Origin of the sequence: Sphingobacteruim zhuxiongii (genome assembly GCF_009557615.1) — a bacterium.
Classification (GTDB): Bacteria; Bacteroidota; Bacteroidia; order Sphingobacteriales; family Sphingobacteriaceae; genus Sphingobacterium; species Sphingobacterium zhuxiongii.
The window spans coordinates 2,748,511-2,775,501 of the sequence record NZ_CP045652.1; the positions used below are offsets into that span (position 1 = coordinate 2,748,511).

The following is a 26,991-nucleotide window of genomic DNA, read 5'->3' on the forward strand; positions in this document are numbered from 1 at the left end:
CATTTGATGAACTTTGGTTATGAAATCTCATTTCTAATCAAACAAAATCATGAGCGAGACACAATCAAACCTATCGAACAAAAACTACGGCTATCATATGGTCGTATCGACTACCGGCATTGCATTGGATGCGAGAATGAAGGAATGGTTAGCCAATCTTCATCTGAAACCTTTTACACAGGCATTCTTAAGCACCACGGAACGCCAGCAACCCATTCTAACAGATTTTGATAAACTACAAGAAAAATTAAAATTTAATCCTTTTGAACTCCCTACAGATATTCCGATAACTGATGAAAGAATCAAAAGACTTCAGGATCAGAACTTCAAGTTTGCTTTTCAAATCGAATTGGGATTACCCGATTTCCCTATATCTAATATTCCCCCAGTCATTGAATTAAATCAAGAAGGAACCAACGTTACCTATAATATGATTTGCAAGTCGTTTCATGTTATTGCCTTAGAACAAAATGACAAAGGGGAACTTCAATGGATTTCCCTATCCCAAAGCCAGCAGTACAATTTATGGGTATTTCAATTCAAAGTAAATTTAGATTTAAGGTCAGCTTCGATTGATAGTCATTTTGATGATCTGCCAGAAAAAACAAAAGCGGCAATTAAAAACTATGGCAAAGATTTATTCAGTATACAACAGCTATTTTTAGACCTAAATGTTGCCCATTTAAGCCAGGAACCTAAAATTGACGGCTTAGACCCGAATTCTATGGCCTACCGTTACCTAAAAGAAATCTTCATTAAATGCTACATTAATGAGCTCGCTAGTAATGGTGGCATCATGCTGGGTTTTGCCGCACTTGGACAGAAATCGCCTAGGATATCAGAATCATTTGTACCAACAGATCTAAATTTTGTTGTCTCGGCCCATAAAGATAGAAACGGTAATCCTAGTAATCTGTACAAAGCGTATACGCTAAATTACCTATTGATGAGCAAAGGTAGTTTAATGCCTTATGGAAGACCTTTCTCATGGAACTGGGTCGAACAAGAGAAAATTGGACAATATGCAGGGGTAGTTTCCATCAATAAGGAAGTCTTTAGAGATTACTTAAATCAGGTTTTTTCATCCAGCTTACCTAACATTCTTAAAACCCCTGACGTTTCCTTTAAGGCATATTGTCTAAGTGTTGAATTTGGCTATGGCATTAAACCAAATTACTCCCCCTATTCTTATCAGTTACACGACTATAAACCTGATCAGATATTGACATTTAATTACCAATCTAATGATTCTGCCAAAGACTATAAATTTTGTGGGTATATCATTTGGGGTAACATTAAATGTGAATACAATGTAAACTCCGACGTGTTTCTGATTGGAAATACGATTCGATTAGAAACAATCATTACGGTATATCTGAATATCGGTATTGAGGGCGGAAGTGTGAAGGGTAACTTTTGCAAAACGAAGGTTGTGACAAATTATCAGATTGCTGTAGACAGCTATGGCCAAATCAGCTGCGATTGGGGGGATGGCCCGAGAATTACGGATGAATCTGATAAAATTGAAATTGGCTTTTACACCAAATTGATAACTGCAGGTCAGATTACGAAAACGGTAAATGAAGTAAAACAAGACGTTAAAAATTATGTGAATCGGTATATCCAAAACGATTCTTCACAAATATTAAAACTACTTAACGGAGGTAGTGCTTGGGTTTTTCCAGGCAGCAACACCTTTAGCTTTTTGAACGCCAAGTTCTCTGACAACCAAGATCTGGTCGCTAATGTCATCTACACCTCCACAGCGCTTAAGCCAGAACAAATCAAAACTATCTTATCCGCCGTACGAAAAGACCCATCACTTCTGTATTCCCCGACACCGGAATTTATTTTATCGCTGGAAGGAAAATAACACAATAATCAATTTTTAAAAGACATAATCATGGCAAGAAAGATAACCTACTCAACGGAAATGCTTTACAATTTCCGTCAATTAAGCCAAGTGGCACCCCAAAAAAAAGTACAAACTTTAGAAACTCATGATGGCAGATCCCTACTTTTCTCCATTGGTGAAGATGGTGGATTCTACATGACCGAGCAAGTAAACGGTGTTGCTGCAGGATGGAAACAAAGCAATATCGCTAATACGATTTCCAACCAATTTGCGAATCAAGAATATAGTATAAAGGATTTTTTTGCTGCTCAAAATCTACAGAATGATCAGTTAAGCTTGGCTATCGTAGTACAATTTAATGGAAAGGACCAGCTTTTTGTTTCCAATGGCAGCACGTTGACGGGTCTAACTCAATTACACCACGGCCCAACTTGGACGCCTTTAGCTTTTGATGATCCCAGTCACCTGCATATCCAACCCAATATTGAAAATCTATATGTTGCTGAGGCCAAGGATGGGCAATACCTTGTTGCAGACATCTCGCAAGAGGAATTTACGCCCTCATCCCCTTTTATTAAACGATATTACATAGAGCAAAACCCGAAAGAAGGTGCACATTGGAAGGCAATGGTTATTGGAGGAGACCTAGAACCTGGAGCGATCAGTAATTTAGGCCGTCGAAAAGGCGAATTAGTAGAAGGGATATTTACTTTAGGAACGATTCACGGTAAAACCGAGCTGCTTTACAGCCCGCTATACAATCCATTTAATCCAGAGGCTCCCCCGACAATTACACGCTTAACTGTCCCTAAAGGGGCAATTGCAATTACAGTCGTACAAAACGAACAGCATGAATCATCCTTATTTGTTGCCGCTGAGGGGTCCTTATATTATTTTAGTCCTGATAACCTGAAAGAGGGCGCCGAAGGCGAATTAATACTTAACAACGAGTTATTTCAGGGTGTAAAGAATTTAATAGGGTATTTCTCAGAAAACAAATATGTAGTATGGGGATTAAATCGAGCGAAAGAATTGTTTTATACTCAGGCAAGCGTTGATCAATCTTTAAACAGCAATTCTTGGTCTACCCCCATTCCAATTTATCATAACATCAATCACATTGCTCCATATGTTACGCAGAAGGATGCAAGTAAAGCCTTTTTTTACACGGAGGATGATAAATTCTACAAACATGCTCAATCGCCCATTACTGGTCTATGGGATTCTCAACAAGTATATGTTGAGGCCGCTATTCAAGAAAAAGCAAAGCAATTCTACAGTTATAGCACCCTTGTTCAACTCTTAGACGATGAAAAAACAATAAATCAAGAATCTAAGCTGTCAATTAAAGCGAGTACAAATTGTGTTGTATATATCAATGGCTCCTACTATGAACTCTCCGAAAATGCGATCTCGGTTTCTAGCAATAGCAAAGGGATACTACGGATTGTGCAACAAATAGATGATGTTTCTGGAGCGCAGCTGTATATCGACGATCATGCTGGCAATACGGTTTTAATTAACCCGATGGACAAACCATTTCAAAAAATAGCCTTGTTGAATACTGAACAAGAGTTGAGAAATGCCACAATAAAAAATATAGATGGTAGCTCGGAAGCCTTAATTGCTGCTGAGATTTCTTCCGATGATTTAAAGATTTTGGCAAGCACCAACAGCCTCTTAGCGGAAGCTTACAAAACGATGAGCGATGAGCATTATATTATGCAGCGACTCAATAGTAAAATTAGATCCAACGATTTGCTACTGAACTATGGTAATACAATGTATTTGGAGGGATATGGTCAGACTATACTCTGCGAACTTGGGGATATCTTTAACTGGTTAAAATCAGGTATCAATTATATTATTGACGTCGTTAAAGATACGATAGCAGGCGTTTGGCGCTTAGTTATCCGTATCTCGGGTAAAGTATACCAAGGTGTGTTAGACTGTATAGAGAAAGTCACCGCAGCATTGCAATGGATTTATGAGGTAGTAAAAACCGGTGTAACAAAACTTTTAAAGTTCTTACAATACCTATTTGCTGTCAAGGATATTAAGGTTACAAAAGCTATTTTCAAGCATTTAAGCAAATTATTTTTAGTAGAACAGGTTGATCAAATAAAACAAGTAAAGGTCTCCTTTGATTCGCAGATGCGTGAATTTATTAGTCGTATTAAGGACTGGGGTGGAATTGCAGATTGGTCAGCACTAGGCGATGCGGCACATGCTAAGATGGACAATAATGCCAAGGCAAATCTAGAAGTATCTGCGCCAGGCGATTTATTACTATCGCATTTTGAGGAACATATACAGAACGTCAAAATCGTATCCTTCCAAGATTTAAAAACGCCAATTGAAGCACAGGGTCTCATGGATATATTATTTGAAGCACTTAAGAGAGAAGGGCAAGTATTAGACCAGGGACTTTTAGAGATTCAGGAGTTAATCCATGATTATGCAAATTTAACGCTGGCGGAAGTCTTAAAAAGAATCTTAAGTATTTTAGGGTCAACCGTACTTGAATCAACCCAGGTAATTATCGATGCACTGTTTGATTTATTAATTTACTTTATGAATTTCGCAATTGATGCACTTGACACTGAAATCCATATCCCTGTAGTGAGTGACATTCTCAACTATTTTAATATCCCTGATGCATCAATTCTAGACATTTTGGGATGGATTACAGCAATTCCGACGACAATACTTTATAAAACAATTAATCAACAAGCTCCTTTTAGCGATGATCAAGACACACAGAGAATCCTCAAAGCAAGTACATTTAAGGAGGTAGAAGCCCTTTTTAGAAACACGCAACAAGTTAGTAGTTTATTGTTTAGCCCTAAGCAAACACCGTTACAAGCTGTTCATATCACAGGGAATCAAGAACAGGTTTACTTCGTTAATCCAGCAGCGCTATACACTTCGAACTTACCTAGTGCAACATTAAGTCCAAGATTTGTGGGTAATATATTTATATGTGGAAAGATATCTTGCGGCATATTAGGTGTCCTAAAAGCTATAACCGGAGCTGGAGAGGCATTTTTTCTCTCTACATGTAATCCATTCTCCCTGATTTACGGTGGTATTTCGACCCTACATTCCGGAATTGGTGTTGTAACCAACATTTTAGCTCCGCAAAACCCACTTAAACAGCCGATTATGAAAGTAATTAGCTATACCGCCTCGGGTTTAGATATCTTAAATACCATAATTTTCTTGGATAAATTTCAAGCTTTTTTCGCAGCGCCTGCAAATATTATGAAAAGCTTAATCTCTCAAGATGGTAGAGGAACCAAATCCATCATTAGTGCAATCTTGTGTATTCCTGCGCTTGCGGTATCATGCTATCATTTCTATGAAATATCCAAGATTCCAGCAAGCAAGTCTAGAAGTAATGCTATCATTGAAGAAACATCCTGCTTAACGGATTATATAGCGAAAGTTGCCTATGCAGTTGCCGTAAATACACAGGAACCATTAACAAAAACCGTTGCTATTGCGTCATTTTCAACTTCGACAGTAGTTACTTCGGGATTACATATTGCAGAATCCATTATTGGGTATGATCATAGCTAAGTAGAAGTTAGTTGTATGGATTAAATAACATCAATCGAGTATAGTTTAGTATTAAGCCCGATTTATAATATCAATTTGAAATTGATATTAGCCCTACGCATCGATGCTAAACAAAAAAGAAGCTGTCCAATTAGACAGCTTCTTTTTTGTTTTATTCTTGAGTGATATCGATAGTGTTCGATATTAATCTACTTCGATTTTAAAGATTTGACGCGAATATTTCTAAACTTCACGACTGTACCGTGGCCCAGAAATGCAATATGTCCAGATTTATTTAATACTGCAGGCATATAACTGTCAGCAGACTTGCCTTTCAACGCTTCCGTCAGCTTTGTTCTTAAAATAACTTCGCCATTAACTTTCACGGTAATTTCATCTCCATTTGCGATCACTTCTTCGGTATTCCACTCGCCTGGTTTTTTTAAAAACCCACGCTTTGCTGGCGCTATGCCGTATACAGATCCATGATATTGATACGCTTTTAGATCTTTATACTGCGGATCCTCATTGTCTAAGATTTGTAGCTCCATTCCTGAATACCCTTTATCATTAGAAACAATATCGTGTCGAATACCCAGTCCATTATTAGCACCTGGTGTTAATAAAAACTCAAAACGTAATATAAAATTATCAAAGGTTTGCTTAGTATACAGATTACCACCCATTTCTTGAGTAGGTTTCATCACAATACATTGATCCTCCAATACGTATTCTTTTGTATTACCTTGCCATGCATCGAGGTTTTTCCCATCGAATAAATAAGTAAAACCTTTTTCTAATGGCTTTTGAGCGAATGCTTCCCCACCTAGTATAATGAGCATGCAAAGCGTCAATATTTTAAACTTAATTGCTTTCATCTTTTTAGCTGTTATATTATTTGTTTTTTCATTTGACTTTCAAAACTCATCAATGCCGCAGATGAAGCATAAACACCAAACTCTACAGGTGCGACGCTCTCACTTTTATCACGGATTGCATGAAAGAAATTTTGAAAATGTAAAAAATGCGCATCTGGATATTCCGGATTTGCAGAGAATTGAACTTCGTAATCGGAGATTTTCCTCATCGCACCAAAGCCTGGAAGCTGAGCTAATCGTTCTTCCAATCCTTCCGTGTTTACTGTACCATGCGTTTTTATAGTTACAGTATCCCAAGTCACGCGCATAGTGCCTTTTAGCCCAATCATCGAAAAATCTGTACTTCCCCATTGCTTAGATACTCCATCTAAAACGTTGGCTCCTAGCGAAACCTTAAAGTGGCTTTTCTCATCCGGCATTGTATAGTCGAATAGTGAATAAATCAAGTCTGGCGTATCTCGACTGCCATCGTTGTAATATAATATATCACCGTCCGAATACACTTTCTTTGGCTGCTTACAGCCCGTAATGTAGTGGATGCTCGCTAAAACATGGACGAATAGATCGCCTGCAAGGCCAGTTCCATAGTCACTCCAATTTCGCCATGCAAAGAAACGCTGTGGCGTAAATGCTTGCTTGGGAGCCTCACCAATAAACTGATCCCACCAAAGATTTGTTGGAGTGGCTTCTGCAGGCGCTTGAAAGCTATTCAACATTCCTGGCGCAGAGGAAAACCGCGCATCCACAAAATTCAACGGCCCAATAATACCGCTTTCCAGCAGTACCTTGGCAAGTTGAATTCCCACTGAAGAAACTCCTTGTGTACCCATCTGAAAAATCTTTCCACTTTGTTTCTGTGCCTTTATTAGGGCTTTTGCTTCTGAGCGCTTATGTATAATTGGCTTTTCACAATACACGTGCTTACCACTGTTTAAAGCATCGACAGCAATTCGTTGATGCCAATGGTCTGGCGTCGCTATAATCACAGCGTCTATCGTTGGATCGGCAAGAATATTTTTATAGTTGCTTTCCAATTTTAGATGCTCCCCCCATTCTTTCTTCGCTGCGGCTAATCGTGGCTTATAAATATCACAAACTGCTATTAATTCTGCTTGAGGCACACGAAGTGCAGTATTACAATCTGCAGAACCCATCCCTCCTTTTCCAATGAGTGCAAATCGAATCTTTTTTTCTGGGGCTTTTGTAAAGCTAAACAGCGTTGGGCTCAGTGTCAAAGATGCCCCGCATACACTGAGGTTATTAATAAAAGATCGTCTATTCATAGTAGTTAAATGGTATAAGTACAATGTTATCAGTCGGGTGTATTTTGCTTTGAGAAACCTGCTCTATTTTTAGCGGCAACAAGTATTTTCCATACTTATTGGCAAGCTTACTTTTCAAAATTTGAAACGTATAATTCCCATAATTTACACCTTGAATAATCTCCCCGGTAGTTTGCAGTGAAACAGCATCTGTTGGTAGCATCACGTAATTCGAACTATGGGTAGCATTGTATTCGGCAATCAAACTTGAACTGTTGGCGGGAATACCTAAGGTATATTGAACAGCTCCGTTCGCGGGATAATTGATTTCAATTTTATTGATAAAATGTAGTATATCTTGTGATTTCGATGTAATGTCATTATTCTCTGTTCTGAAGCCTGGATTACTGAAATAGATATATGGTTCTATAATCGTCGGCAGCACTAAGGTTTGCATTTTTGCGGAATCCCGTTCTCCAGGGTTTAGATTGGTGACCTCACAAGGAATCACAAAAGTAACACCTGGTTCATTCGCTAAGGCTGCACGATATTTCACTACATCGATTATAAATTCAAATACAGCTTCTCGCGAATCAGTAGGTATATTAAGCTCGCCCGCCTGTAGTGTATACACAGAAGTTGGAAGCGCTTTATAATCGGTTAGATTAGCTGTATTGTAAGCCGATAAGACATTGGGGCTAACGTCAAGGCGCACCTTTCTCTCCGTCTGTCCTACACCGGATTTCACGACAATCACTTTCGCAGTCGCTTGATCAAAATTGTAAACCTGTGTTTCGTTCAAACCAGACTTCAGTAAGTAGACACGATCGTCTACCATATTATTTAGCAAGGTATCCTCGCAGGCATAAAAATGTGCAAACGTGATCAGGCTACATAGTATTAGTAAATACTGCTTTAATTTGTTTCTCATAATTACTCGATTTAGCTTACCAACCATAATTTTGCGTCAGATTACTCATTTCACTCAACTGATCTTGATGAATTGGGAAAAAGTAGTGTTTCAGTTGAAACAAGCGCTTGCCAGGGAATATCGCATTGGTTCTTGTCCAAGAACCTTCGAAGCTAGTAGACGCTAGATTTCTAGTAAAAAATGACTCATTCAATTCCTTTTCTGCAATCATCCAAGTTCTCACATCATGATATCGGTGATTTTCAAATGCCAACTCCACCATACGTTCTTTACGCAAGAGCTCGCGCAATAAATCTTTGTTACCCTTAACCTCTGGATAGGCTTCTTCAAGATTATTTAAGCCTGAACGTTTACGAATCAGATTCACATATTTAAGTGCTTCGGCTTCATTGCGATTTGGTTTCTCATTGCAAGCTTCTGCATAGTTCAAGTAGATTTCGCCCAGTCTGAAGTAAGACCACGAAAACTGTCCCCATTTTCCTTCCTCGATGTCGTTCGTCGGATCACTCATGCGACGCCATAAATAGCCAGTTTTTACGCAGTCCCCAGTTTGGGTATAAGAAGAGGTTCCTCCCGTAAAAAAAGTGACTAACTTCCGTCCTTGGAAAGTATTGATCCAATACATCCCGTTTGCCAAAACGGAAGCGTAGAAACGTGCATCTCGTCCCACAATGGAATTATGTGCTTTAATAGGTGCATAGTTATCGATCGGATGTGTAAAATTCTCTGTAAAGCCGGTCTCAGAATAACCCGACCTCGCGTCGACGATAGGCGCGCCATTCGTTTGATACCCCGTAACAGGAAAACGACCTGTCTCTGCCATAGGATAACTGTCTACAAGTTTTAATGATGGTGAAAATCCTCCATAACCTTCTTTCACTACACGTGGAGGAGCTGACCTGACATTGTAAGCATAACCTGAATTAATCCAACGTCCCCAAATAATTTCTGAATTCCATTCTTCAAAAAAGACGCCTGAGTATGATTTTATTGCCTTTCGCATCGGGTCAGTCTCTGTTTTGTCTTCGTACAAGGCGTACTGATTTAAATCGATTACGTCTTTTGCAGCTTGTGCAGCAAGCTCCCATTTATTTGGATCAGCCACTTGTGGAAACAAATTCTCACCATCTTTATTCTTTAGCCCTGTTAAGAATTTAGCACCATTGAATAACGGTCTAGCCATATACAAAAGCAATTCGCCCTTCGCTGCCATGGCGGCTCCTTTGGTCAGGCGTCCCATCCAAGCTTGATCAGTAATGCGTGTAGGTAGCACGGCAATAGCCTTCTCATATTCAGAAAGGATGAATTCAACATTATAGGAAAGTGTATGTCGATCGATCTCTTCGGATTTAATTTTCACATCAGAATCTTGATCACCCCAAATGTATACTGGTCCATATCGACGCAACAGACAAAAATAAAAGTAGGCGCGTAAAAAGCGTGCTTCTGCTTTCATCGCATCCTTGGTCCCCTGACCGAGTTCGACGTTCTTATCAACGTTATTCATAAAGATCGTAGCCTGATTGATACCTCGATAATTATGTGCCCATACTTGATAGTCCGATGTTGTCGTTCCCCAGGATCCGCTATTGATATTAATCCATGGAACCCAAGCAAGCCAAGAGAAAAGAGCTTCGTCACTCAATGGAACCATCCCTCCTTCTCCAGAGACCATATCACTCTCGTCGGGAAGATAACCATACACTTGCGCTAGATAAGCTTCTGTCGTCTGTCGCTTGTTAAAGACCTCATCCATCGTCATTTGATTCTGAAGTTCTACTTCCAAATATTTATCACAGGAACCTAGCGCCAGTAGTGATAGAAGTAATATTGTTGTATAAATAAATCTTTTCATGTCCTAATCCTTATAAAATCACGTTCAAACCAAAATTGAAAACTCGCATCTGTGGATAGATTCCTCCATAAGAAGTATCGAGCTCCGGATCCCAAAGCTTAAACTTGCTGAAAGTAAATACATTTTGCCCTTGAATATATAGGCGTAAAGAGGAAAGCTTAATAGGTTCTATCCAGCTTTTTGGAAAGTTATATCCGAACTCTAAATTTTTCAAGCGTAGAAAACTCATGTCGCGTTGCCAGAATGTTGAGGATTGCGTATTGTTCCGATTCTCCACCATTGACAACCTCGGATACTCAGCATTTCGATCGGGGTTTCGTGCAGACCAACGCTTGTCGGCTACATCCGAATAGATCTGTCCATACACCAATATATTTCCACTCGAACCATAAAGAGGGCCTCCGCCGATTACTCGTGTCACATTATTCACTCCATGGAAGAATGCCGAAAGATCAAAACCTTTATAGCCGACACTCGCACCAAAACCATAGTTAATTTCTGGAATATGCGTATCGCCAATTGCGACCACATCATAAGAATCGATGATACCATCTCCATTAATATCTTGATACTTAATATCCCCTGGTTTTACAGTGGAGAACTTTTGTTCTGGACTATTCGCTATTTCATCATAGGATTCGAATAATCCCAATGAAATTAGTCCGCGTTGCTGATACAATCGTTGCCCTACTTCAGATTGGTAATCCCAGATAGGAGTCGGTTTATCGTCATATAACTTCTTATTTCTGTTATACGTGAAATTTCCACGGACACGCATTGTCACATTCTCTGTATTATGCATAAATTCTAACGATCCATCAACACCTTGATTTTGCATCTCACCCAGATTTACATATTGCTTCACATTCACACCAACCACCGATGGAACATTCTCTTGTAGTATGTAAATACCATCACGTTTTTCGAAAAAATAATCTGCTATCACGGTAAGCTTATTCCAGATACCGAGTTCAAATCCGATATTCTTCTTAATAGCGCTTTCCCAAGATACATTAGGATTTCCGGGATGTCCAGTAGCAATTCCGCCAACCCATTGCTGCCCTGTACTACCAAAATGATAGCCTCCAGTCCATGCCATTTCTGAATTATAGGCGAAGCGTCGATCCCCTCCAATCTGATCATTTCCAATTTCTCCCATCGACCCACGTAGCTTTAACATATTGACTGCAGGTAGAGCTTCTTTGAAAAATGATTCCTCAGAAATCATATAGCCCAATGCTAAAGAAGGGAAGAATCCAAATCGCTTTCCTGGAGCGAAGTTTTCTGAGCCATTGTAGCCAAAGTTTCCTTCAATAAAATATTTGTTCGCGTAACTATAGGTAACCCTTGATGCGACCCCCATGTTCCGATAAGGGAATGCCGCGATATAATCCCCTGGAAAATTATTCGTGCGCTGACGCATGCTGAATAGAAACAAACCACCCACACGATGTTTATCCGCAAACACATTATCGTACATTAGAGATGATTCAAAATTGATAGCACGCTCACCTCTATTTGAACGAGCCAAGCTTAGGTAGTCCGAACCATCGGCATTCTTCTTGAGAATTAAATTACCATCCGCATCTCTTCCCGTAGCATAGTAAGTAGCTGGGTTCTTTCGTTTATCCAATGTTGCTCCATTAAAAGCATCCCAAGAGAATTTTGCGTTTGCTTTCAAACCTGGCGTTATTAGATTACTGAAGTCTTGTGTAATATTTAACAGGGATTGTGCATTATTCCAAAAGTCTTGTGTAAAACCACGGCTATTCAATGCATAGTATGGGTTTTGACCAACTAAAGGTTGTGCATGAGTCCCATCAGAATATACGGTAGGAATAGCAATAGGCGTGGTATGTAATACCATTTCATACATGGTACCCATATCGACTCCTAAGCGATTTTTCGTTTCATATTGATTCGATAGATTTAATCCCAAATCAGTCGATGGGCTTAACTTAATATCGACATTTGATCGAAAGTTCACTTTGTCATAATTGACAGAAGGATCATAGTTTGGACTTTTCTCAGGCTTAAAAATCCCATTTTCAACAATGTACGATCCAGAAACATAGTATTTGATCTTATCACCTCCACCGGTTACATTGACGTTCAGACGATCAGTCGTTGTATTCTCTTTGAAGATCTCCTTCATCCAATCGACATTCGGATACAGGTCAGTATCGACATTATTTACATAAAGATCTTTCAGTTCTTGTGGGAAAGCATAGCGATTGGCCCCTTCAAAATTAATGTCGTTGTAATAGTCAATCCATTGAGAAGCGTTTGCTAATTTTGGTAGACTAGTCGGACTCAATACACCACGTTCAAAACGCGCATTGATGACGGGTTTGTCAAGCGTACGACCGCGTTTGGTCGTAACAAGGACAATGCCATTCGCTCCTCGAACGCCATACACTGCTGTTGCCGTCGCGTCTTTTAGAATTGAAAAAGACTCGACATCTTCGGGATCTACCAAATCCAATTGACGCTCAATACCGTCCACTAATATTAACGGACTATTATTAGCGCCAAAGCTCCCAACCCCACGAATCCAAAACGCAGCCCCTGAACCTGGTTCACCTGAACGTTGAACCGATACAACGCCAGCCATTTGCCCAGCTAAGCTACTCGAAATCTTCGCTACAGGAACTTTTAAATCCTGCGTTTTCACCGTGGTAATCGCGCCAATGATACTTGCTTTACGCTGCGTACCATAGGCAACAACCACCGCCTCTTCAAGCGCCGAAACATCAGACTCTAACTGTACATTCAAGTTATTGCTTTGGCTCAACTCAACTTCCTTCGGCTTATACCCGACAAGCGAGAAGACCAATGAGATAGTATTGTTTGGAACAGCTAATATGTAACGCCCTTGACTATTCGTCGTCGTCCCTGTGGAAGTGCCTTTGACGAGCACACTCACTCCTTCCAATATCGCACCTTCGGCGTTGGTGACTAGCCCCGATAAAGTGCGTTGTTGACTTTGACTCTCCGAGGTGCGATTATTCCGAACGAGCAGATTAGGTACAGCTGCCGAAGGACGAATCAATACAGTATTTTTATCAATTTCATAACTTAGATTCTGATCCTTTAAGATCACATCCAAGACGTCCCTAAGGTCCTTATTTAACATATTGAGCGAAACGCGCTTACCTTTGCGGATGCTCTTATTGTTATACAAAAAGTCGTAACCAGACTGCTTTTGCACTTCGTCCAGAATATTCATCAATGTTTCATTCTTAACATTGATAGAAACTTTCTGACCATAACTAGTAGCATATACATGTACCATGGTTACGACTAAGATTATCATTATTATCTTCATCCTAATTAAGATTTTAATCAAGATTCCTTGCCTAAAAAGACATAATTCTTCAATCGTTTTATACATTTGTAAAGTTTGGTGTAATTGGTTAATCGATAAAATTGGTCAATAGATGCACTAAACATCATCGGGAGTGTTCGCAGCACTTCCGATTCGTTTTTCATAGCTAATATATTTACATAACAAGGACCCTCCCATCCTGTATTTTAAATTTATAAGTTGAAATTTTTTCTATTTGTATGAGTAGCTCTTTTAAACTCTTAGTACGCTTGATCATACCAGAGAACTCCTCGTCAGAGTGACGAGCATAATCTACCTTTCCGATATCATACCATTCGGAAATCTTCGCAATGACCACCTCAATTTGATCATCATCAAAACGAAAATATCCCTCTTTCCACGCTAGTATGGATTTTAAATCCGCTTGTTGGATTGCGATGCCTGAAGAATGATCTGTGCTAATCGATCGAAAACCTGGCTTCAAGGTACGTTTTGTATCACCAGCTTGTACTTCGACACTACCTTCAACCAAGGTGGTCTCAACACGGCTGCTTTCTTTCTTACTCTGAATGTTAAATTGAGTTCCTAAAACTTTGATTTGAGTCTTATTCGCATGAACAATAAATGGTCGTTGCTTATTTGGGGAAACATCTAAAAATGCCTCGCCTGCAATAGCTATTTCGCGTTGATTTGCAGCGAAGGAAGCGGGATAAGTAACCGACGCACCCGAGTTAAGCCAAACACGCGTACCGTCTTCTAATTCCAATTGTAATGAGCTACCCTTTGGGGAGATAAACGTTCGAGATTCTGAAACAGCCGAAGGAACCTTCGATAATTTAAACAAGCGATTCCCATTCTCATCTTTTGTAATATACAGCCCCTCTTCCTTCAGGCTATCGCCAGTGGATTGTTCAATTTGGAACGTTTTCCCGTCGGTTCGCTGAATAGTTGGCAAGGCTTCATCTTGAAGCTTGATGTCATTCTTGGAAATAACTTGCAGGCTTCGGACAGACGATTCTTGTCGTGCGTAAAATAGATAAAAACCTAGAAATAAAACGATAGCTGCAGCAGTGCCAGCGAGCCATTTCAAAGAAAATTTGGTCAATAACGATTCACGCTCTTTTTTATTTTCTATTTGGTCAAGAATTGTGGTCAGAATAGCTTCTTTCTCGTAAGCTTCCGATTGTGCTTTTCTCAACTGAATCTCTTCCAAGTGGCTCTCCACCAAGAAATCAAATTCCGCTTCATCGCAATCGTCAAGTAATGTCAAGAATTCTTCCAGTTCCGTTTTTGAAAGATGACTCGACATATAACGATCAAAAAGACTTATCAATCTTTGATTGCTCATAATTTAGTATATCGTTAAATTGGTTGAAGGACTTTGTTCCCCTTCTCTATAAACAATACACCGTAAAAAAATAGAAGGACTAGTGAGTTTAAAAAAAATAGAATTATTTTTCCAAAAGATACATAATGAATAATAAGTGCAGTGCGTCTTTGCTTAGCGAAGAATTCCGTAGAGTCTTGAGCGCCTGAACGATATGATTCTTCACCGTATTGGGTGAGATTTGCAGCTCTTCGGCGATCTCTTTATACGACATGCCCTCCACTTTGCTCATTATGATAGCTCGCTCTTGTTGCAAGGGTAATTCTGAGAAACACGCTTTAATGTTGGCAGCAAGCTCTTTATTTAAGAATGGTTGATCGGCAGATTCCGAATGGTGTTGAACATAGGTTAACAGACGTTCAAAGGCCTCTTCTGACCTACGAATGCTGCGTAATTTATTCAGCGAAGCACGCTTTGTTAACGTGTAGAGAAAAGGCCAAATTGGCTTATTGACATCCAACTCATCACGTACATTCCAAAGACGCAGATAGACTTCTTGCACTAAATCCTCGCTCCACCCCGAATCCTTTAAAAGCATAAACGCTAACTGATATACTTGATCCGTATAAATTGCGTAAATATGTGCAAGCGCATAAGCATCCCCATTCTTGAGGTCAATAATCGTTTGAATATCAACTTTTGCGTGATTCATAATAAAAGTTCAGGTTCAATAGATAGCTTTGCTACGAGCATCCTACTGTTGGACGATGTCCAGTACAATGGTAACAAAAATAAATTTAATTTCTTGATCCTCACAAAAGTCTTTGAATTCTTTAGTTATAAACTCTAGACAATTATATGTTCAAATACCCCTCCTTTTACTCGATGAAGTAATTTCTCCTTTATTATTATACTCCTTGAGATTATTGACAATTTGATAATGCAAAAAACTACCACTTTTCATCATGACCAACAAACTCACCAAACACACTAAACTCCTGAAAAAAAAGCTGTTTTACTCAAGACACCAAGTCTTCCATCAATGAACATTACCTTAATTCAATATCATCATATTTTGTAGTTTTAGCATTTGCAGAATCTGAAAACTTCTTTCCGAACATATAAATAACCGATAAGTTTAGATTTGAAAAATTTCGATTTTGATAGGTAGATTGCGTAAAGTTTGGAGTCATTAAATGAATTTCTCTCTTTGCATTGACTTTAAATAAATCAACGTAGGAACACCTTACATTTATTTTATCTTTCAAAATATTTGTAGACATTAATAAACTAGTAAAAGGACGTTCTTTTGTCATTGAATATAGGTCATACCTTCTCGAATTATAGTCAAACAACAGGTTTGTTGTTATCTTTTTAAATACTTTTGCTGAAAAATTCACAGTTCCAATAAATCCATATCCAGAATTAAACGTAGGATTATTCCCATTTTTATCCAAAGAGCTATAGTTAGCGCCTATACTAGTATATAAATTCATTCCCTTCCTAATAAACATGTCGTGCCCTACCATTATTCCGACGCGTTGAACATCACCAATGTTATCTTTTGTATAAATCAATATATCTTGTATATTTTCAATATTTTGAAACACCGCGTTTCTATTAAAAGAATAATAAATATTGGTTGAAAAATAGTTTTTCTTATATGGACTTGAGTACGATAGATTTAATGTATTTAATGATGATTGTTTTAGATTTACATTGCCTCGTAAAACTGTAGTTGGATCTATTACGATAATATTTTCATTTAAATCCATTGGATTCGGTCTGTTAATCTTTCTTGTGTAAGCAAACGAAACTCTATTTGTCTTTCCTGGTTTATATGAAATATTGAAAGAAGGTAAAAAACTGACGTAAGTATTAATTTTATTGTTAACATCGTTATTAGATATATCTAAAAATAAAGACGGTGAAATATCTATTTTTTCGTTTAATCTGATATTCCAATCAGAATATAAGCCATAATTCCTTTGTTTATAATTATCACTATCAACAATCAGATATTCTCTATTCACGTATTTAAGCCCAAAATCGTGTTGAGTTTTAATAAAGAAGTTTGGTTTATGATTGTAGTTCGCTTCTATTGATATATCGGATAAGCCTGAATTGATAGAATTTGATAATAATTGATTGTTTTCAATTTTATAGAAATCATTCTTCCTATATAAATTATATTTAGCCTTTAACGATAAAATGGCATTATTCATTTTTTTATCATATACAAGATCTGTACTGAAAATCCAATATTTATCAATTGAATGGTTAGCAAATTGAACATCATTAATATTTCCGGTCGTTTCGCCTAATAACTTATAGAGGTAGTAATTTGATTTTAAAAAAATGAAACTTGTTGTATCAACGTCATACTTGATATTAATATCTGCGTTTAATTGCTTTATTTCTGTTTCTCGATAGTTATTTTGGCGGTATGGTACATTTAACGTATTTCTAAAAATGTCAATATTTGTTTCCTGATCGTAGTTATAATAATTAAGTTCTGTCTTAATCAGCCATTTCTCTCTTTTAAAAGAAAAGGAAGGATCAATTCCAGTCCGCTTCAAAAGGAGACCTTTAGTAAAACCTACTCTTCCTTTATAAAAAGAATGTTTTCTCGGTTTAGTTATAACGTTGATTATAGCAAAATTGCCTTCTGCATTAAACCGAGCGGTTGAATTGTTTATAATTTCTATCCTATCGATATCAGATATATCAATACTTTTCAGTTGAATATTGCTGGTTTCAATGCCATCAACATATAGCTTTACTAATTGACTTCCGTCTAGTTTCAGACCTATTCCGTCTGCAAAAATTACACCTGGCCCTTTATTCATAGCAATATCTGCTGTCGTATTTTTAATAAAATCATCTTGGTTAAATCGGAAAATTCTTTTATTCAAATCCAAGATTGAATTGTTCTTATTTATTGAAATTTCAACTGTATCAATTGTCTTTTTCTCTAAGTGAATGACAATGGGCTTTAGTAAATCTATCGACTTAAATTGCTTTTGATACGCCACAGCTCCCACATGACTCACATGTATTTTAAAGTCCTCAATATCAACAAACTTTTTACTTTGAAAATAACCAACTCTATCACTCAGATAAGAGCCCAATAATGAATCTGATTTATTAAATACTCTAATAGAAGCATATTCTACCGTATTATTATCGAAATAAACTTTACCTTTTATTGTTTGGGCATTTAACGATGAACAAAAGATTAATGGAATAATAAAAAATAGAGTGTGTTTCATTTAATATATGCTTTATAAAACTGATGCAGTTAACAAAACCCAAAAGAGTATTTTTTTATAAAAAGTACTTTTAGAATTGCTGTCATGAAAAACAAACCTATATTAAAACTTCATTGAGTATATATTCATATATAAATTCTACCCTTTTGGGTAGTTCTATTAAAAATATTGGTTGAGCTAACTTCATGAATATATAATCTGTCCCCGATCAACAAAACTCAAGCTCAATGAAACGAGAAAATTCGTGCTGATCGAACAGTACATTGAAAAACAAAAAACAGTCTTTGTCAGATTTTTCGAAGAGCAAATACGATGAATCCAATAAATCCAACAGAGAGATATTTGGACGTTTCTTGCTGTACCCTAAGCAACTTATTATAACTAAAAAAAAGTAATCGGGGATGGATAGCTAGGGGCACAACCCAATCAAGGGGGGTAATCATTTCTAGTCGATGTATTAGTGCTGAAGATGTGTAAAACGCTTCAGATCAACTTGTCAACGTCTTTCTAAATAAAGAAAAAGGTTTATTAATCTATGAGGAAATATAGATCCGATGAGAGTTATGAGGAGCCGGAGGCTCGAGTATTCGAACCACTTAAAATTGTTATTGAACAATAATGTCAATAAGGTAGTCAGCACTTATTTGAGATATTTTTATCAAGGACACAACATTGCCTTTTCATCTAAATATCCTTCAAGTATTTCAACACCGCGCTCTTCTTACTCTCTGATACCGGGATTTTGGTGTTATTTTCAAGAACAAGATAACCCTCCATATAATAGATTTTTGCATAGTCCATATTGACAAGGTAAGATTGATGGCAACGGATAAAATTTCTATCTAATAAAAACGATTCATATTCTTTGAGAATCTTAGAAGTCATGTGTTTTGAACCATCTTCCAAATAGAAATTTGTGTATCCTTTATCTCCCTCACAGTAAAGTACTTGATCTACCTGAACAATTTGCATCATGGATTGATTCTTAAGCACTATTTTATCGGGACGAGCATCCATTCTTTGCTGCCCCAAAAGAACCTCAATTTGGGCAGCCTTCACTTTATATTCTTCCTTCTTCATCAGTGCTTTCTGCAGGGCCTCTTTCAATTCTTCTATATCAATCGGTTTTAAAAGATAGGACAATGCGCCTACATTTAGAGCTTGAATAGCGTATTGACTAAACGCCGTCATAAAGATAATATGATAGTCTTCATATGCTAAAGTCTCAAACAATCGGAAACTGATGCTATCTTTCAACTGTATATCACAAAGCAAAACATCAGGCTTTAAAGCCGGAATTTCAACTTTTGCTTGTTCAACGCTATCTGAACAACCAAGTACCTCGACAAAAGGAATTTTTGCGAGTAGGCCTTTCAAATAATTTAAGACATTAATTTCATCCTCAAGAATGTATAGTGTCATGTATGATAGGTATTAATAGTTCAACTTCAAATCCAACGGATATTACATTCTTTCGAATGTAGGCTTCTTTATCAGGAAATAAGGCTTTGAGTCGCTTTTCTGTAATTTCAAAAGATAGCGATTTCTTATTCTTGGCATTCCCCGTTTTCGGTTGTTCCCCCTGTCCATTGTCAGTAATTAAGATGCGTAAAGAATCCCCTGATGTCGTAAATTTAACAAGAAGAAATCCCTTTCGGCTCAAACCCTGAAAGCCATGAATAATCGCATTTTCTACAAAGGGTTGGATTAACATCAGAGGGACTTGAATATTATTTACCGAATCCGTATCAACTTCTAGCGCATAGTCAAAACTGTCACCAAAACGCATCTTTTGCAGATTCAGGTAATCGCGAATCAGTCCAATCTCACGATCAAGCGGTACCCACTCCTCCTGATCGTAGTCCAAGATATTCCGCAGAAGGCGAGAAAATTTCAATAAATATTCGTTCGCTTCCTCGTTACGACCTTCCAATATAACACCTTGTAAATTACTGATGGTGTTATGTATGAAATGCGGATTCAATTTCAGTTGTAATGCGCGTTGCTCTAGTTTCAACATATCATTTTCCACCGCCAATTTCTCCGACTCAATTTGAAGCTTCTCCGTTTTTTCCTTAATTAATCCACGCTTATATCGAAAATACATGGCGGTGAGAATCAATAGTACGAAACAAAAAAACACAAATATGAGCCATTTTTGCTGAACTATAATCTGAGACTTTAGTGAGTCGGTAATTTGAAGGTTCTTAATCTTCAAGTCTCTGTTTTCAGATTTATATCGATTCTCTATCGCAGAGATATTTTCTAATTGATTTCTTTTTGTTTTTTCAAGATTGTAATGCTGACTAATCCCCTGCAATTCGAGCGCTTTTTTATACTCTCCTTTGGCTTCGTAGGATAATGCTAAGGTGGAGTAAAAACTGTAAAAAAGACTTGAATCACTCGCTGTTTTCACTTTCTCAATCCCTTCATTTGCGATGTCAATTGCACGATCATAACTCTTTTCACGTTGGTAAGCCACCGCCAAATTACGGTAGTACATCGGTATTTCTGGAGCAATCTCAATACATTTATTCAAGTAAAAAATAGCACTATCGCTTTGTCCCTTCGTGCCTTGATACAATGCTTCTTTCTCGTAGATTCTTGCTATTTCAGACTTGTTCGTATCACTTTGTAGAAGCTTCTTCATCGCCTGCAAATGTTCTCTCATCTGATCGAGCTTCTGCCCTTTCATCATATGTAAAAACATTATTTCATGAAAAGTAAACTGAATGCGATCCATCGAGCGATTTGGATGTTCCTTATACCACAACTGTATATAGTGAATCGACTTCTCAGAATCTGCATTATTGAAATATATTCGGGCTAATGCCTCATAATACAAATAACTGAATCGATTCTTCTCCGCTCCATCTTGATTGACCTTTTTCAAAATTTGTTGAAGTATTTCCAACTCTGGTGTGCCGTTCAATGGTACTTGGTAATTCAGCAGATAAAAATCAAGATATTCACGAAGTTCAGTACTTCGGCCTTGTGTATCAATCGTACTTAGTTCGGAGATCGACCTATAGTCTTTGAATATTTTACTATTCAAGATTGCATGATAGTTTTGTCTTTCGACTGGATCAAGCTTGGCGTATATCGAATCCAACTGAAAGGAAAGCAATTGCTTTTTTTCCAAAACCATTGTATCGATCGATATGGCAAAGTCCAAAAAGAGTGAGTCTTTCTGCGATATTCCAGCAACTCGCTTTTTCTCATCTGAAAAATATTTACAGGATGATTGCAGTACGCAAAAGGAAATTAAGAAGTAGATAAATATTCGCATAAAAAATTAAAAACTATAATGCGCTCCCAACATAATTTGACGTGGCAATAATTTATATTCCATGGACGCTTGATAGCTATCACTTAGGAAGACATTTTTATAGTGCTTTACGTTTAAAAGGTTTTTCGCGGTAAGCTCTAAACTTAATCGAGGCTGTTTGAATTCGTAATAGACGCTAAAATCGGAAAATAAATAGTTATTACGTTCCTTATTTTCAGGAATGTCTAGAAAATAAAGTTCGTTCTTCAATGCGGTCCTGAGTTTCGGAGATATTTTTAAACTAAAGTTCACAAAGCCTTGCCCTTGCGTCATCTCATTCTTGTTGCCATTATCCATAACATTATACGTTCTATTCCAACCCATATGCATGTTAAACCAGCTCTTCCAAACGCTTCGATATTCTACAGCAATATTGTTTTTCGTATTTCTGATATGTTTAATTCCTTCCCCCTCGACGCTCATTTCATATTTTGACTTATTGTAATCGTATATCAACTTCACATTCCCACTGAGTATGTCTATGTAGTAGTTAAATTCAATTTGATGAAATTGTGTTGCTTTATTTTTAAACTGCCGCAATTGACTAAGGCTAAATTGAGGATGAATATTCAGATGGTTGCTTAAGTAGTCAAACATCAAGATATATCCATTTGCAAAATTGATAAACAAGCGATCACTCATTTTGCCATAGATATAATTCATATTAGCCGCTATTGAACTTTGTTTTCCAATATCATCTAAGCCCTTCATAAAATTACGAGATCCCATATGATTGTAATTGGGGAGATAGTCTAAGATCGCGTTATTTATAAATTGCTGGTAAATAAGCGCTCCTTGGAGTTCTCCTTTTCTATGGATGCTATATCTTCCTTTCAACGCAGGCGAAACAAAAAAATGACTACTTCCTTTCCTTTCCGATTCAATAGATTCAATTCTTCGTAGGTAAGTATGACCAAAGCTGATACTAGGTGTCCATTCTAGTTTTTGAGTACGACTACTATATTCAAACATTAATTTGCTCGTATTTTCCATCGTTGTAAGATCATTTGAAAAATCATCGACCTGCTGTATCGAATTCAAGCTGTCTATTAATTGATATGCTGAACGAAACTTCTTCTTACTATTCTCATTCTTTAAGGTCACGGAAAGCACACGTTCATTAGAAAGTCGATGTAGATACTGCGATGATAACCCGTAAAAAGCAAGATTATTATCGACCTGTTGGAAAATCTTTGCAGTTTCATTGGTATTGAAAAGCTCCTGCAATTGAAAATTCTCCATAGAATAATCGATTGGAGAGCTTTGATATTTCACTTTGAAAGCCGTCAACCATGCTTTCCGATCATCAATTTTTCTAGTGTAAAGCAAATTCTGATTTAGATTCCAGCCATCTTTATACATTAGTTCGTTAAAACTTCTTTCGTTCAGCATCAAATCGCCAAGCTCATCTTTATTGCTTTGGGAGATGCTTCCAGAATAGGTTAAGTTTTCACGCTCATTTAGATCATATTGTAACTCCAGCCGTGCAAATAGATTGATGCTTTTATTCTTTTGATGGATACTTTCTGAATTTTCGAATTGTATATCTTGCAAATTCACGTTGGTTATGGACGACTGTTCGTATAGGTTTTCTTTGATATTAGCAAAACCCATCCATTTTGCTTTCAAATTCTTTTTAAGTCGAAATGTTCCATGAAGAGCAGTCAGCTTGTCATTATTGAAATTGGATCTACTGGATGAAAATTGAGGTATTTTCAACTCCGTTTCTAATAGGGATGGCGTGTTGATATCTTTCCCTAGTTGGCCCGGCAAATCGTCTTCTTGTGTTAGAATTATATCATCGACATACCGAAGTGTTTCAGCGCCTTTATTGTTCATCGCGCCAATAAAATAGTATTTTGATTTCTTTCCAAAATTCATCAAGTTGACGTTCGCGTCGTAGTACTTCGATGGCAATACACTGCCGGCTCCAAATAGACTACCATGCCACCGTCGCTTAACGTCATCTTTCAGTTTCAAGTTAATGGCAATTCGATCAGAGCGTTCAATGCCTTTCAATAATTTATTGTTTGCGTGGCGTTGTAAGATCTGGATTTTATCTACCGCTTGTAAGGTTAAACTTTGTGTCAATAATTTATAACCTTTACCAAACATGTCATCCCCATCAAGCATGACACGTTCGACCACCTGATTACCTATTTTGATAAGCCCAGTCCTATCGATTTGAATTCCGGGTATCTTCTTTAACAAATCCTCGATATGGCGCTCATCGCCCTGTGCAAATTGCTGTGGATCCAATTCTACGGTATCTCTAGAAAGTTTCTTGAACATTTTGGGTTTCACAAAGACTTCACTAAGCTGCACAACTTTTGGTTGAAGTTCGATATCCAAATTGTTTAACAATTCACCCTCCTTAAAAAAGATGGTTTTTGATTCAACTTGCATACCTGAGAATTGAAGCCCCCTAATTGCTGTGCTAATCTTATTAAATTGAAATAGCCCCAGTCGATCGGTAAATACGAATTGCTTACGAATCGTACTGTCACTAAACAAGAGATCGACCCGTACGGATACGGCAGGACCGTCCATAACGTTAATGCGACCACGCACAACATCTTGTCCAAACACAGAATCGGACAACAATAAGATAAATAAGAATAATAACGGTTTATACACTAGAACTAAAATCCAAACGTGTTAATTCGTAGTTTTCTCCCATTCATAAACTTGTTCGACAGTCCCCCTAATTTTCTTAGAATCTTTTGGGGTTTCAATCTCTACGCCTTCGGGAAGTTTGCTATGCATGATTTTAATTTGTTGCGCTACTTTTTCTTCCTCACGAACAACAAATTTCTCTAAGGAAATCTTAGGAAGACTCCCTATATACTCCTCATTCACCGGCACCTCGCCCACATAAGGGTATTTTACTTCTTTTAAAAGCCAATAGTTTGGGAATACACCCTCGTTATAAACCATGACAATTAAACCCGGCAAACCAGTGAATTTATTAGGCCCCGCGGGAATAGGAATCTGTTCCGTATAGTATGCGATTAATTTTGTCCCTCGATAATCTGCTGTTGCACGTTTACATTGATAATCTCCAAATTTCTCCTCCTTTGAATCTTCTAAATTCCATGAAATACCCGGAAATGTGGTATCCTCAACGAGATAGTTTTGATTCTCATAACCACGGGTTTCATGCATTTCTAGCTTTCCAACTTCATGCCATACTAATCCGCAGTAAACGGTGCTATTATCTAATACAACAGTCATTGATGCTGTATTAAAATCCTCTTCTAACTCACTCTCCGACTCCACTTTCACACGAATGGAATCACGAATTGACATATTTTTACCATCTTCAAAATAGACATGCTCCATATAGGTAGCCGATGGTGACAAAATATTTTCATATCGCGCGTGTAGTTTTTGAGCTGTACAATAATTGCCCATTATCAAAAAGAAAATCAGCAATAAATTAAATTTATTCATCATAAAAGCGTGATTCGTATTGTAAAGTATAAAGGGATCCACTCTAATTTTGATTAAAGTGAATCCCATCTAAAAAAATTAATACCTTTCGATCAATTATTTAGTAGGTCCTGCCATGTAGTACCCTTCCATACGGTACATATTACGGATAGATTCAAAAAATGTATCACATCCGCCATTACCGTACAAAACGAATGTTTCAGAACTTACGATGGCTCCTCTACTATTTCTTACAGTCACTGTCATGCTACATTTAACACCTTTATCTGTTTTTACAACACTTGTTTTTTCAGACGATACTGTTGAATTCGATAAAGTTTTTGGAGCGTCAGACTTCGCCATAGCTGCAGTGAAAAGCCCAAGACTTGCAACTGCGGTAAATAGGATTTTTTTCATGATTTATTAATATTAATGATCTAAGGTTGTCGAAGGACGCGTGCTATACCCCTGTAGTCTGTAATGCTCGCGCATTGCACCGAAAAATTTACTACAGTCAGATCCCTCTACGTAGCCAATGCTAGTTTCTTGTCTTACGAAACGACCGATATTGTCGGTGAATTCCAAAGTGTAGACACATTTTGCGAACTTCTTTCCGTTAACAACTACATCTTTTTTCTCAACCAGATTGATTGACACTGTCTTAGCATCTTTCTCCGCAGTTTTTGGAGCGACGTCTTTTGCGTACAGTCCAGACGTCAAAACCATTGACGCCAGAAGACTAAATAAAACTCTTTTCATATAAATTATCGATTAATGTTATATTCAAAAGTATCTCCGCTTGCCGTTTCACGCAATACAGACTTAATATTCTAGGAAATCAAAGTAATATTCTCGGGAATTGAAGCAATATGCCTTTGTAGATGTTACAACATGTAATTTCTTCCGTCAATTGATTCTATAAATTCTTGATATTGGAGTAATCGGGATTTAGGTAAACTCAAGAAAAAGACAATGCGTTTTTTTTAGAATCCGTTTCCTCCTATTACATTTCATTAAATAAAAGCACATCGAAAAATTGCTTCAGCTCTTTGCTAATGATAGATTTTTGCAACAAGTTAGATTATGGAATTATCTACAAATATTCATCATTAGATAAAGCCATATTCCTTATGAGATTTACTTTCATTATCTATTTACTATTTGCGATGGGTTTGAGTATTTCAACCTCTGCAACCGAACAAGTACCCGATCGATTAATTATTAAAGGCGACACCTTACGGTTACATGCGCTTCCTTTAGAAGTATGGGAAGAATTCAAAAAGTTGAAAGAACCCTTATTTCCCGATTCACTAAACAGTTTTTCTACCGGATGCTGGAGAGGATACATCGCTTATTGGGAAGTTATTGATGATCGATTGTATTTAAACAGTATTTACAATGAAGAAAAAACGGCAAAGGTAGACATCAAAAGTTTGTTTAGGAATCAACTTGTCGACGGACGAATACCGGCGGATTGGTTTTCGGACACCGTTACAGCATATAAAGGAAAACTAATCTCTTATATGCATGCGGGATTCTCATCCATATTTGAACATGAATATGAATACACCTTTGAAAATGGTCGATTGAAGAATATAGAATATTTCGACAATTCGATGTCTAAGAATATACCGTTTGTAATGGGTGAATTAAATGTCCGAGCTGAAACTGATGCCCTAATCGATTGGAACGCTCTCCCTCCGATCGAGGAATCAATTTATGTGTTTCTTCAAGTAAGAGGTAATGAACTCGGATATGTTGATAGCATTGTACATATGAATGGCAAATTTGAAGTTTTTAATCAAGAGGCAATAAGGGTTACACGGTTGCTGAAGCGAATCCCGGTGATTTATAGCCGTGGTAAAATGCAGCCTCCTGAAATATGCTCACTATACATCGTTTTCACTCGAGAAAAGCAAGAGAAATTTCGGAAATAAAGAAGCCGATTCATTAATCGTCATA

Annotated in this window: 17 protein-coding genes; 3 read left to right on the forward strand and 14 right to left on the reverse strand. The window is 37.5% G+C overall.

The genetic code is table 11. From position 1 onward, the window contains the following. Positions 1–49 precede the first annotated feature (49 nt). Both GFH32_RS11785 and GFH32_RS11790 read left to right on the forward strand, forming a co-directional pair. Positions 50–1,873: a hypothetical protein gene (locus GFH32_RS11785; RefSeq protein WP_153511786.1), complete on the forward strand. Its 1,824-nt coding sequence runs from the start codon at positions 50–52 to the stop codon at positions 1,871–1,873. Between the two features lie 30 nt (positions 1,874–1,903). After that, positions 1,904–5,437, forward strand: a complete 3,534-nt coding sequence (locus tag GFH32_RS11790) for a hypothetical protein (RefSeq protein ID WP_153511787.1) — start codon at positions 1,904–1,906, stop codon at positions 5,435–5,437. 188 nt (positions 5,438–5,625) lie between these two features. Here the strand turns inward: GFH32_RS11790 and GFH32_RS11795 are convergent, their stop codons facing one another. The 14 genes from GFH32_RS11795 to GFH32_RS11860 all read right to left on the reverse strand — a co-directional run bounded on the left by GFH32_RS11795 (position 5,626) and on the right by GFH32_RS11860 (position 25,788). Beyond that, positions 5,626–6,294, reverse strand: a complete 669-nt coding sequence (locus GFH32_RS11795; protein ID WP_153511788.1) for a 3-keto-disaccharide hydrolase — start codon at positions 6,292–6,294, stop codon at positions 5,626–5,628. A gap of 11 nt (positions 6,295–6,305) precedes the next feature. Then, a complete protein-coding gene (locus tag GFH32_RS11800; RefSeq protein ID WP_153511789.1) occupies positions 6,306–7,577 on the reverse strand; it encodes a Gfo/Idh/MocA family protein in 1,272 nt (423 codons plus the stop codon). Then, the gene (locus GFH32_RS11805; protein WP_160366799.1) at positions 7,570–8,487 is read right to left on the reverse strand and encodes a DUF1735 domain-containing protein; all 918 of its coding nucleotides are present in this window, start codon (positions 8,485–8,487) and stop codon (positions 7,570–7,572) included. Before GFH32_RS11805 ends, GFH32_RS11800 begins: the two co-directional genes overlap by 8 nt. Before the next feature lie 16 nt (positions 8,488–8,503). Then, on the reverse strand, positions 8,504–10,342 hold the full coding sequence (locus tag GFH32_RS11810) for a RagB/SusD family nutrient uptake outer membrane protein (RefSeq protein WP_153511791.1): 1,839 nt from the start codon (positions 10,340–10,342) through the stop codon (positions 8,504–8,506). A gap of 10 nt (positions 10,343–10,352) precedes the next feature. Then, positions 10,353–13,670, reverse strand: coding sequence for a TonB-dependent receptor (locus GFH32_RS11815; RefSeq protein WP_202111197.1), 3,318 nt, complete (start codon positions 13,668–13,670; stop codon positions 10,353–10,355). Between the two features lie 175 nt (positions 13,671–13,845). Continuing rightward, positions 13,846–15,018, reverse strand: coding sequence for a FecR family protein (locus GFH32_RS11820; RefSeq protein ID WP_153511792.1), 1,173 nt, complete (start codon positions 15,016–15,018; stop codon positions 13,846–13,848). Between the two features lie 103 nt (positions 15,019–15,121). After that, positions 15,122–15,709 (reverse strand): RNA polymerase sigma factor, encoded by a 588-nt coding sequence (locus GFH32_RS11825; protein ID WP_153511793.1) that lies wholly within the window; start codon positions 15,707–15,709, stop codon positions 15,122–15,124. 337 nt (positions 15,710–16,046) lie between these two features. Next, positions 16,047–18,269, reverse strand: a complete 2,223-nt coding sequence (locus tag GFH32_RS11830) for an outer membrane beta-barrel protein (RefSeq protein WP_153511794.1) — start codon at positions 18,267–18,269, stop codon at positions 16,047–16,049. A 684-nt stretch (positions 18,270–18,953) separates the two neighbouring features. Then, positions 18,954–19,691 (reverse strand): LytR/AlgR family response regulator transcription factor, encoded by a 738-nt coding sequence (locus tag GFH32_RS11835; RefSeq protein WP_153511795.1) that lies wholly within the window; start codon positions 19,689–19,691, stop codon positions 18,954–18,956. Next, positions 19,672–21,558, reverse strand: a complete 1,887-nt coding sequence (locus GFH32_RS11840; protein ID WP_153511796.1) for a tetratricopeptide repeat-containing sensor histidine kinase — start codon at positions 21,556–21,558, stop codon at positions 19,672–19,674. The genes GFH32_RS11835 and GFH32_RS11840 overlap by 20 nt, the downstream gene beginning before the upstream one ends. A 6-nt stretch (positions 21,559–21,564) precedes the next feature. Next, complete coding sequence (locus GFH32_RS11845; RefSeq protein WP_153511797.1) at positions 21,565–24,234, reverse strand: TonB-dependent receptor; 2,670 nt, start codon at positions 24,232–24,234, stop codon at positions 21,565–21,567. Between the two features lie 21 nt (positions 24,235–24,255). Further along, positions 24,256–25,053: a GLPGLI family protein gene (locus GFH32_RS11850; RefSeq protein ID WP_160366800.1), complete on the reverse strand. Its 798-nt coding sequence runs from the start codon at positions 25,051–25,053 to the stop codon at positions 24,256–24,258. A 93-nt stretch (positions 25,054–25,146) separates the two neighbouring features. Then, positions 25,147–25,446, reverse strand: coding sequence for a hypothetical protein (locus tag GFH32_RS11855; protein ID WP_153511799.1), 300 nt, complete (start codon positions 25,444–25,446; stop codon positions 25,147–25,149). 12 nt (positions 25,447–25,458) lie between these two features. Then, complete coding sequence (locus GFH32_RS11860) at positions 25,459–25,788, reverse strand: hypothetical protein (RefSeq protein WP_153511800.1); 330 nt, start codon at positions 25,786–25,788, stop codon at positions 25,459–25,461. 371 nt (positions 25,789–26,159) lie between these two features. Here GFH32_RS11860 and GFH32_RS11865 point away from each other — a divergent pair, with 371 nt between their 5' ends. Further along, positions 26,160–26,966, forward strand: coding sequence for a hypothetical protein (locus GFH32_RS11865; protein WP_153511801.1), 807 nt, complete (start codon positions 26,160–26,162; stop codon positions 26,964–26,966). The last annotated feature ends 25 nt before the right edge of the window (positions 26,967–26,991 follow it).

Bases quoted from the DNA above. Each gene is read 5' to 3' on its own strand.
- GFH32_RS11805 (WP_160366799.1), bottom strand. From the start codon at position 8,487: ATGAGAAACAAATTAAAGCAGTATTTACTAATACTATGTAGCCTGATC.
- GFH32_RS11790 (WP_153511787.1), top strand. From the start codon at position 1,904: ATGGCAAGAAAGATAACCTACTCAACGGAAATGCTTTACAATTTCCGT.
- GFH32_RS11860 (WP_153511800.1), bottom strand. From the start codon at position 25,788: ATGAAAAGAGTTTTATTTAGTCTTCTGGCGTCAATGGTTTTGACGTCT.
- GFH32_RS11850 (WP_160366800.1), bottom strand. From the start codon at position 25,053: ATGATGAATAAATTTAATTTATTGCTGATTTTCTTTTTGATAATGGGC.
- GFH32_RS11825 (WP_153511793.1), bottom strand. From the start codon at position 15,709: ATGAATCACGCAAAAGTTGATATTCAAACGATTATTGACCTCAAGAAT.
- GFH32_RS11830 (WP_153511794.1), bottom strand. From the start codon at position 18,269: ATGAAACACACTCTATTTTTTATTATTCCATTAATCTTTTGTTCATCG.
- GFH32_RS11795 (WP_153511788.1), bottom strand. From the start codon at position 6,294: ATGAAAGCAATTAAGTTTAAAATATTGACGCTTTGCATGCTCATTATA.
- GFH32_RS11815 (WP_202111197.1), bottom strand. From the start codon at position 13,670: ATGAAGATAATAATGATAATCTTAGTCGTAACCATGGTACATGTATAT.
- GFH32_RS11785 (WP_153511786.1), top strand. From the start codon at position 50: ATGAGCGAGACACAATCAAACCTATCGAACAAAAACTACGGCTATCAT.
- GFH32_RS11855 (WP_153511799.1), bottom strand. From the start codon at position 25,446: ATGAAAAAAATCCTATTTACCGCAGTTGCAAGTCTTGGGCTTTTCACT.
- GFH32_RS11810 (WP_153511791.1), bottom strand. From the start codon at position 10,342: ATGAAAAGATTTATTTATACAACAATATTACTTCTATCACTACTGGCG.
- GFH32_RS11840 (WP_153511796.1), bottom strand. From the start codon at position 21,558: ATGCGAATATTTATCTACTTCTTAATTTCCTTTTGCGTACTGCAATCA.
- GFH32_RS11820 (WP_153511792.1), bottom strand. From the start codon at position 15,018: ATGAGCAATCAAAGATTGATAAGTCTTTTTGATCGTTATATGTCGAGT.
- GFH32_RS11835 (WP_153511795.1), bottom strand. From the start codon at position 19,691: ATGACACTATACATTCTTGAGGATGAAATTAATGTCTTAAATTATTTG.
- GFH32_RS11800 (WP_153511789.1), bottom strand. From the start codon at position 7,577: ATGAATAGACGATCTTTTATTAATAACCTCAGTGTATGCGGGGCATCT.
- GFH32_RS11865 (WP_153511801.1), top strand. From the start codon at position 26,160: ATGAGATTTACTTTCATTATCTATTTACTATTTGCGATGGGTTTGAGT.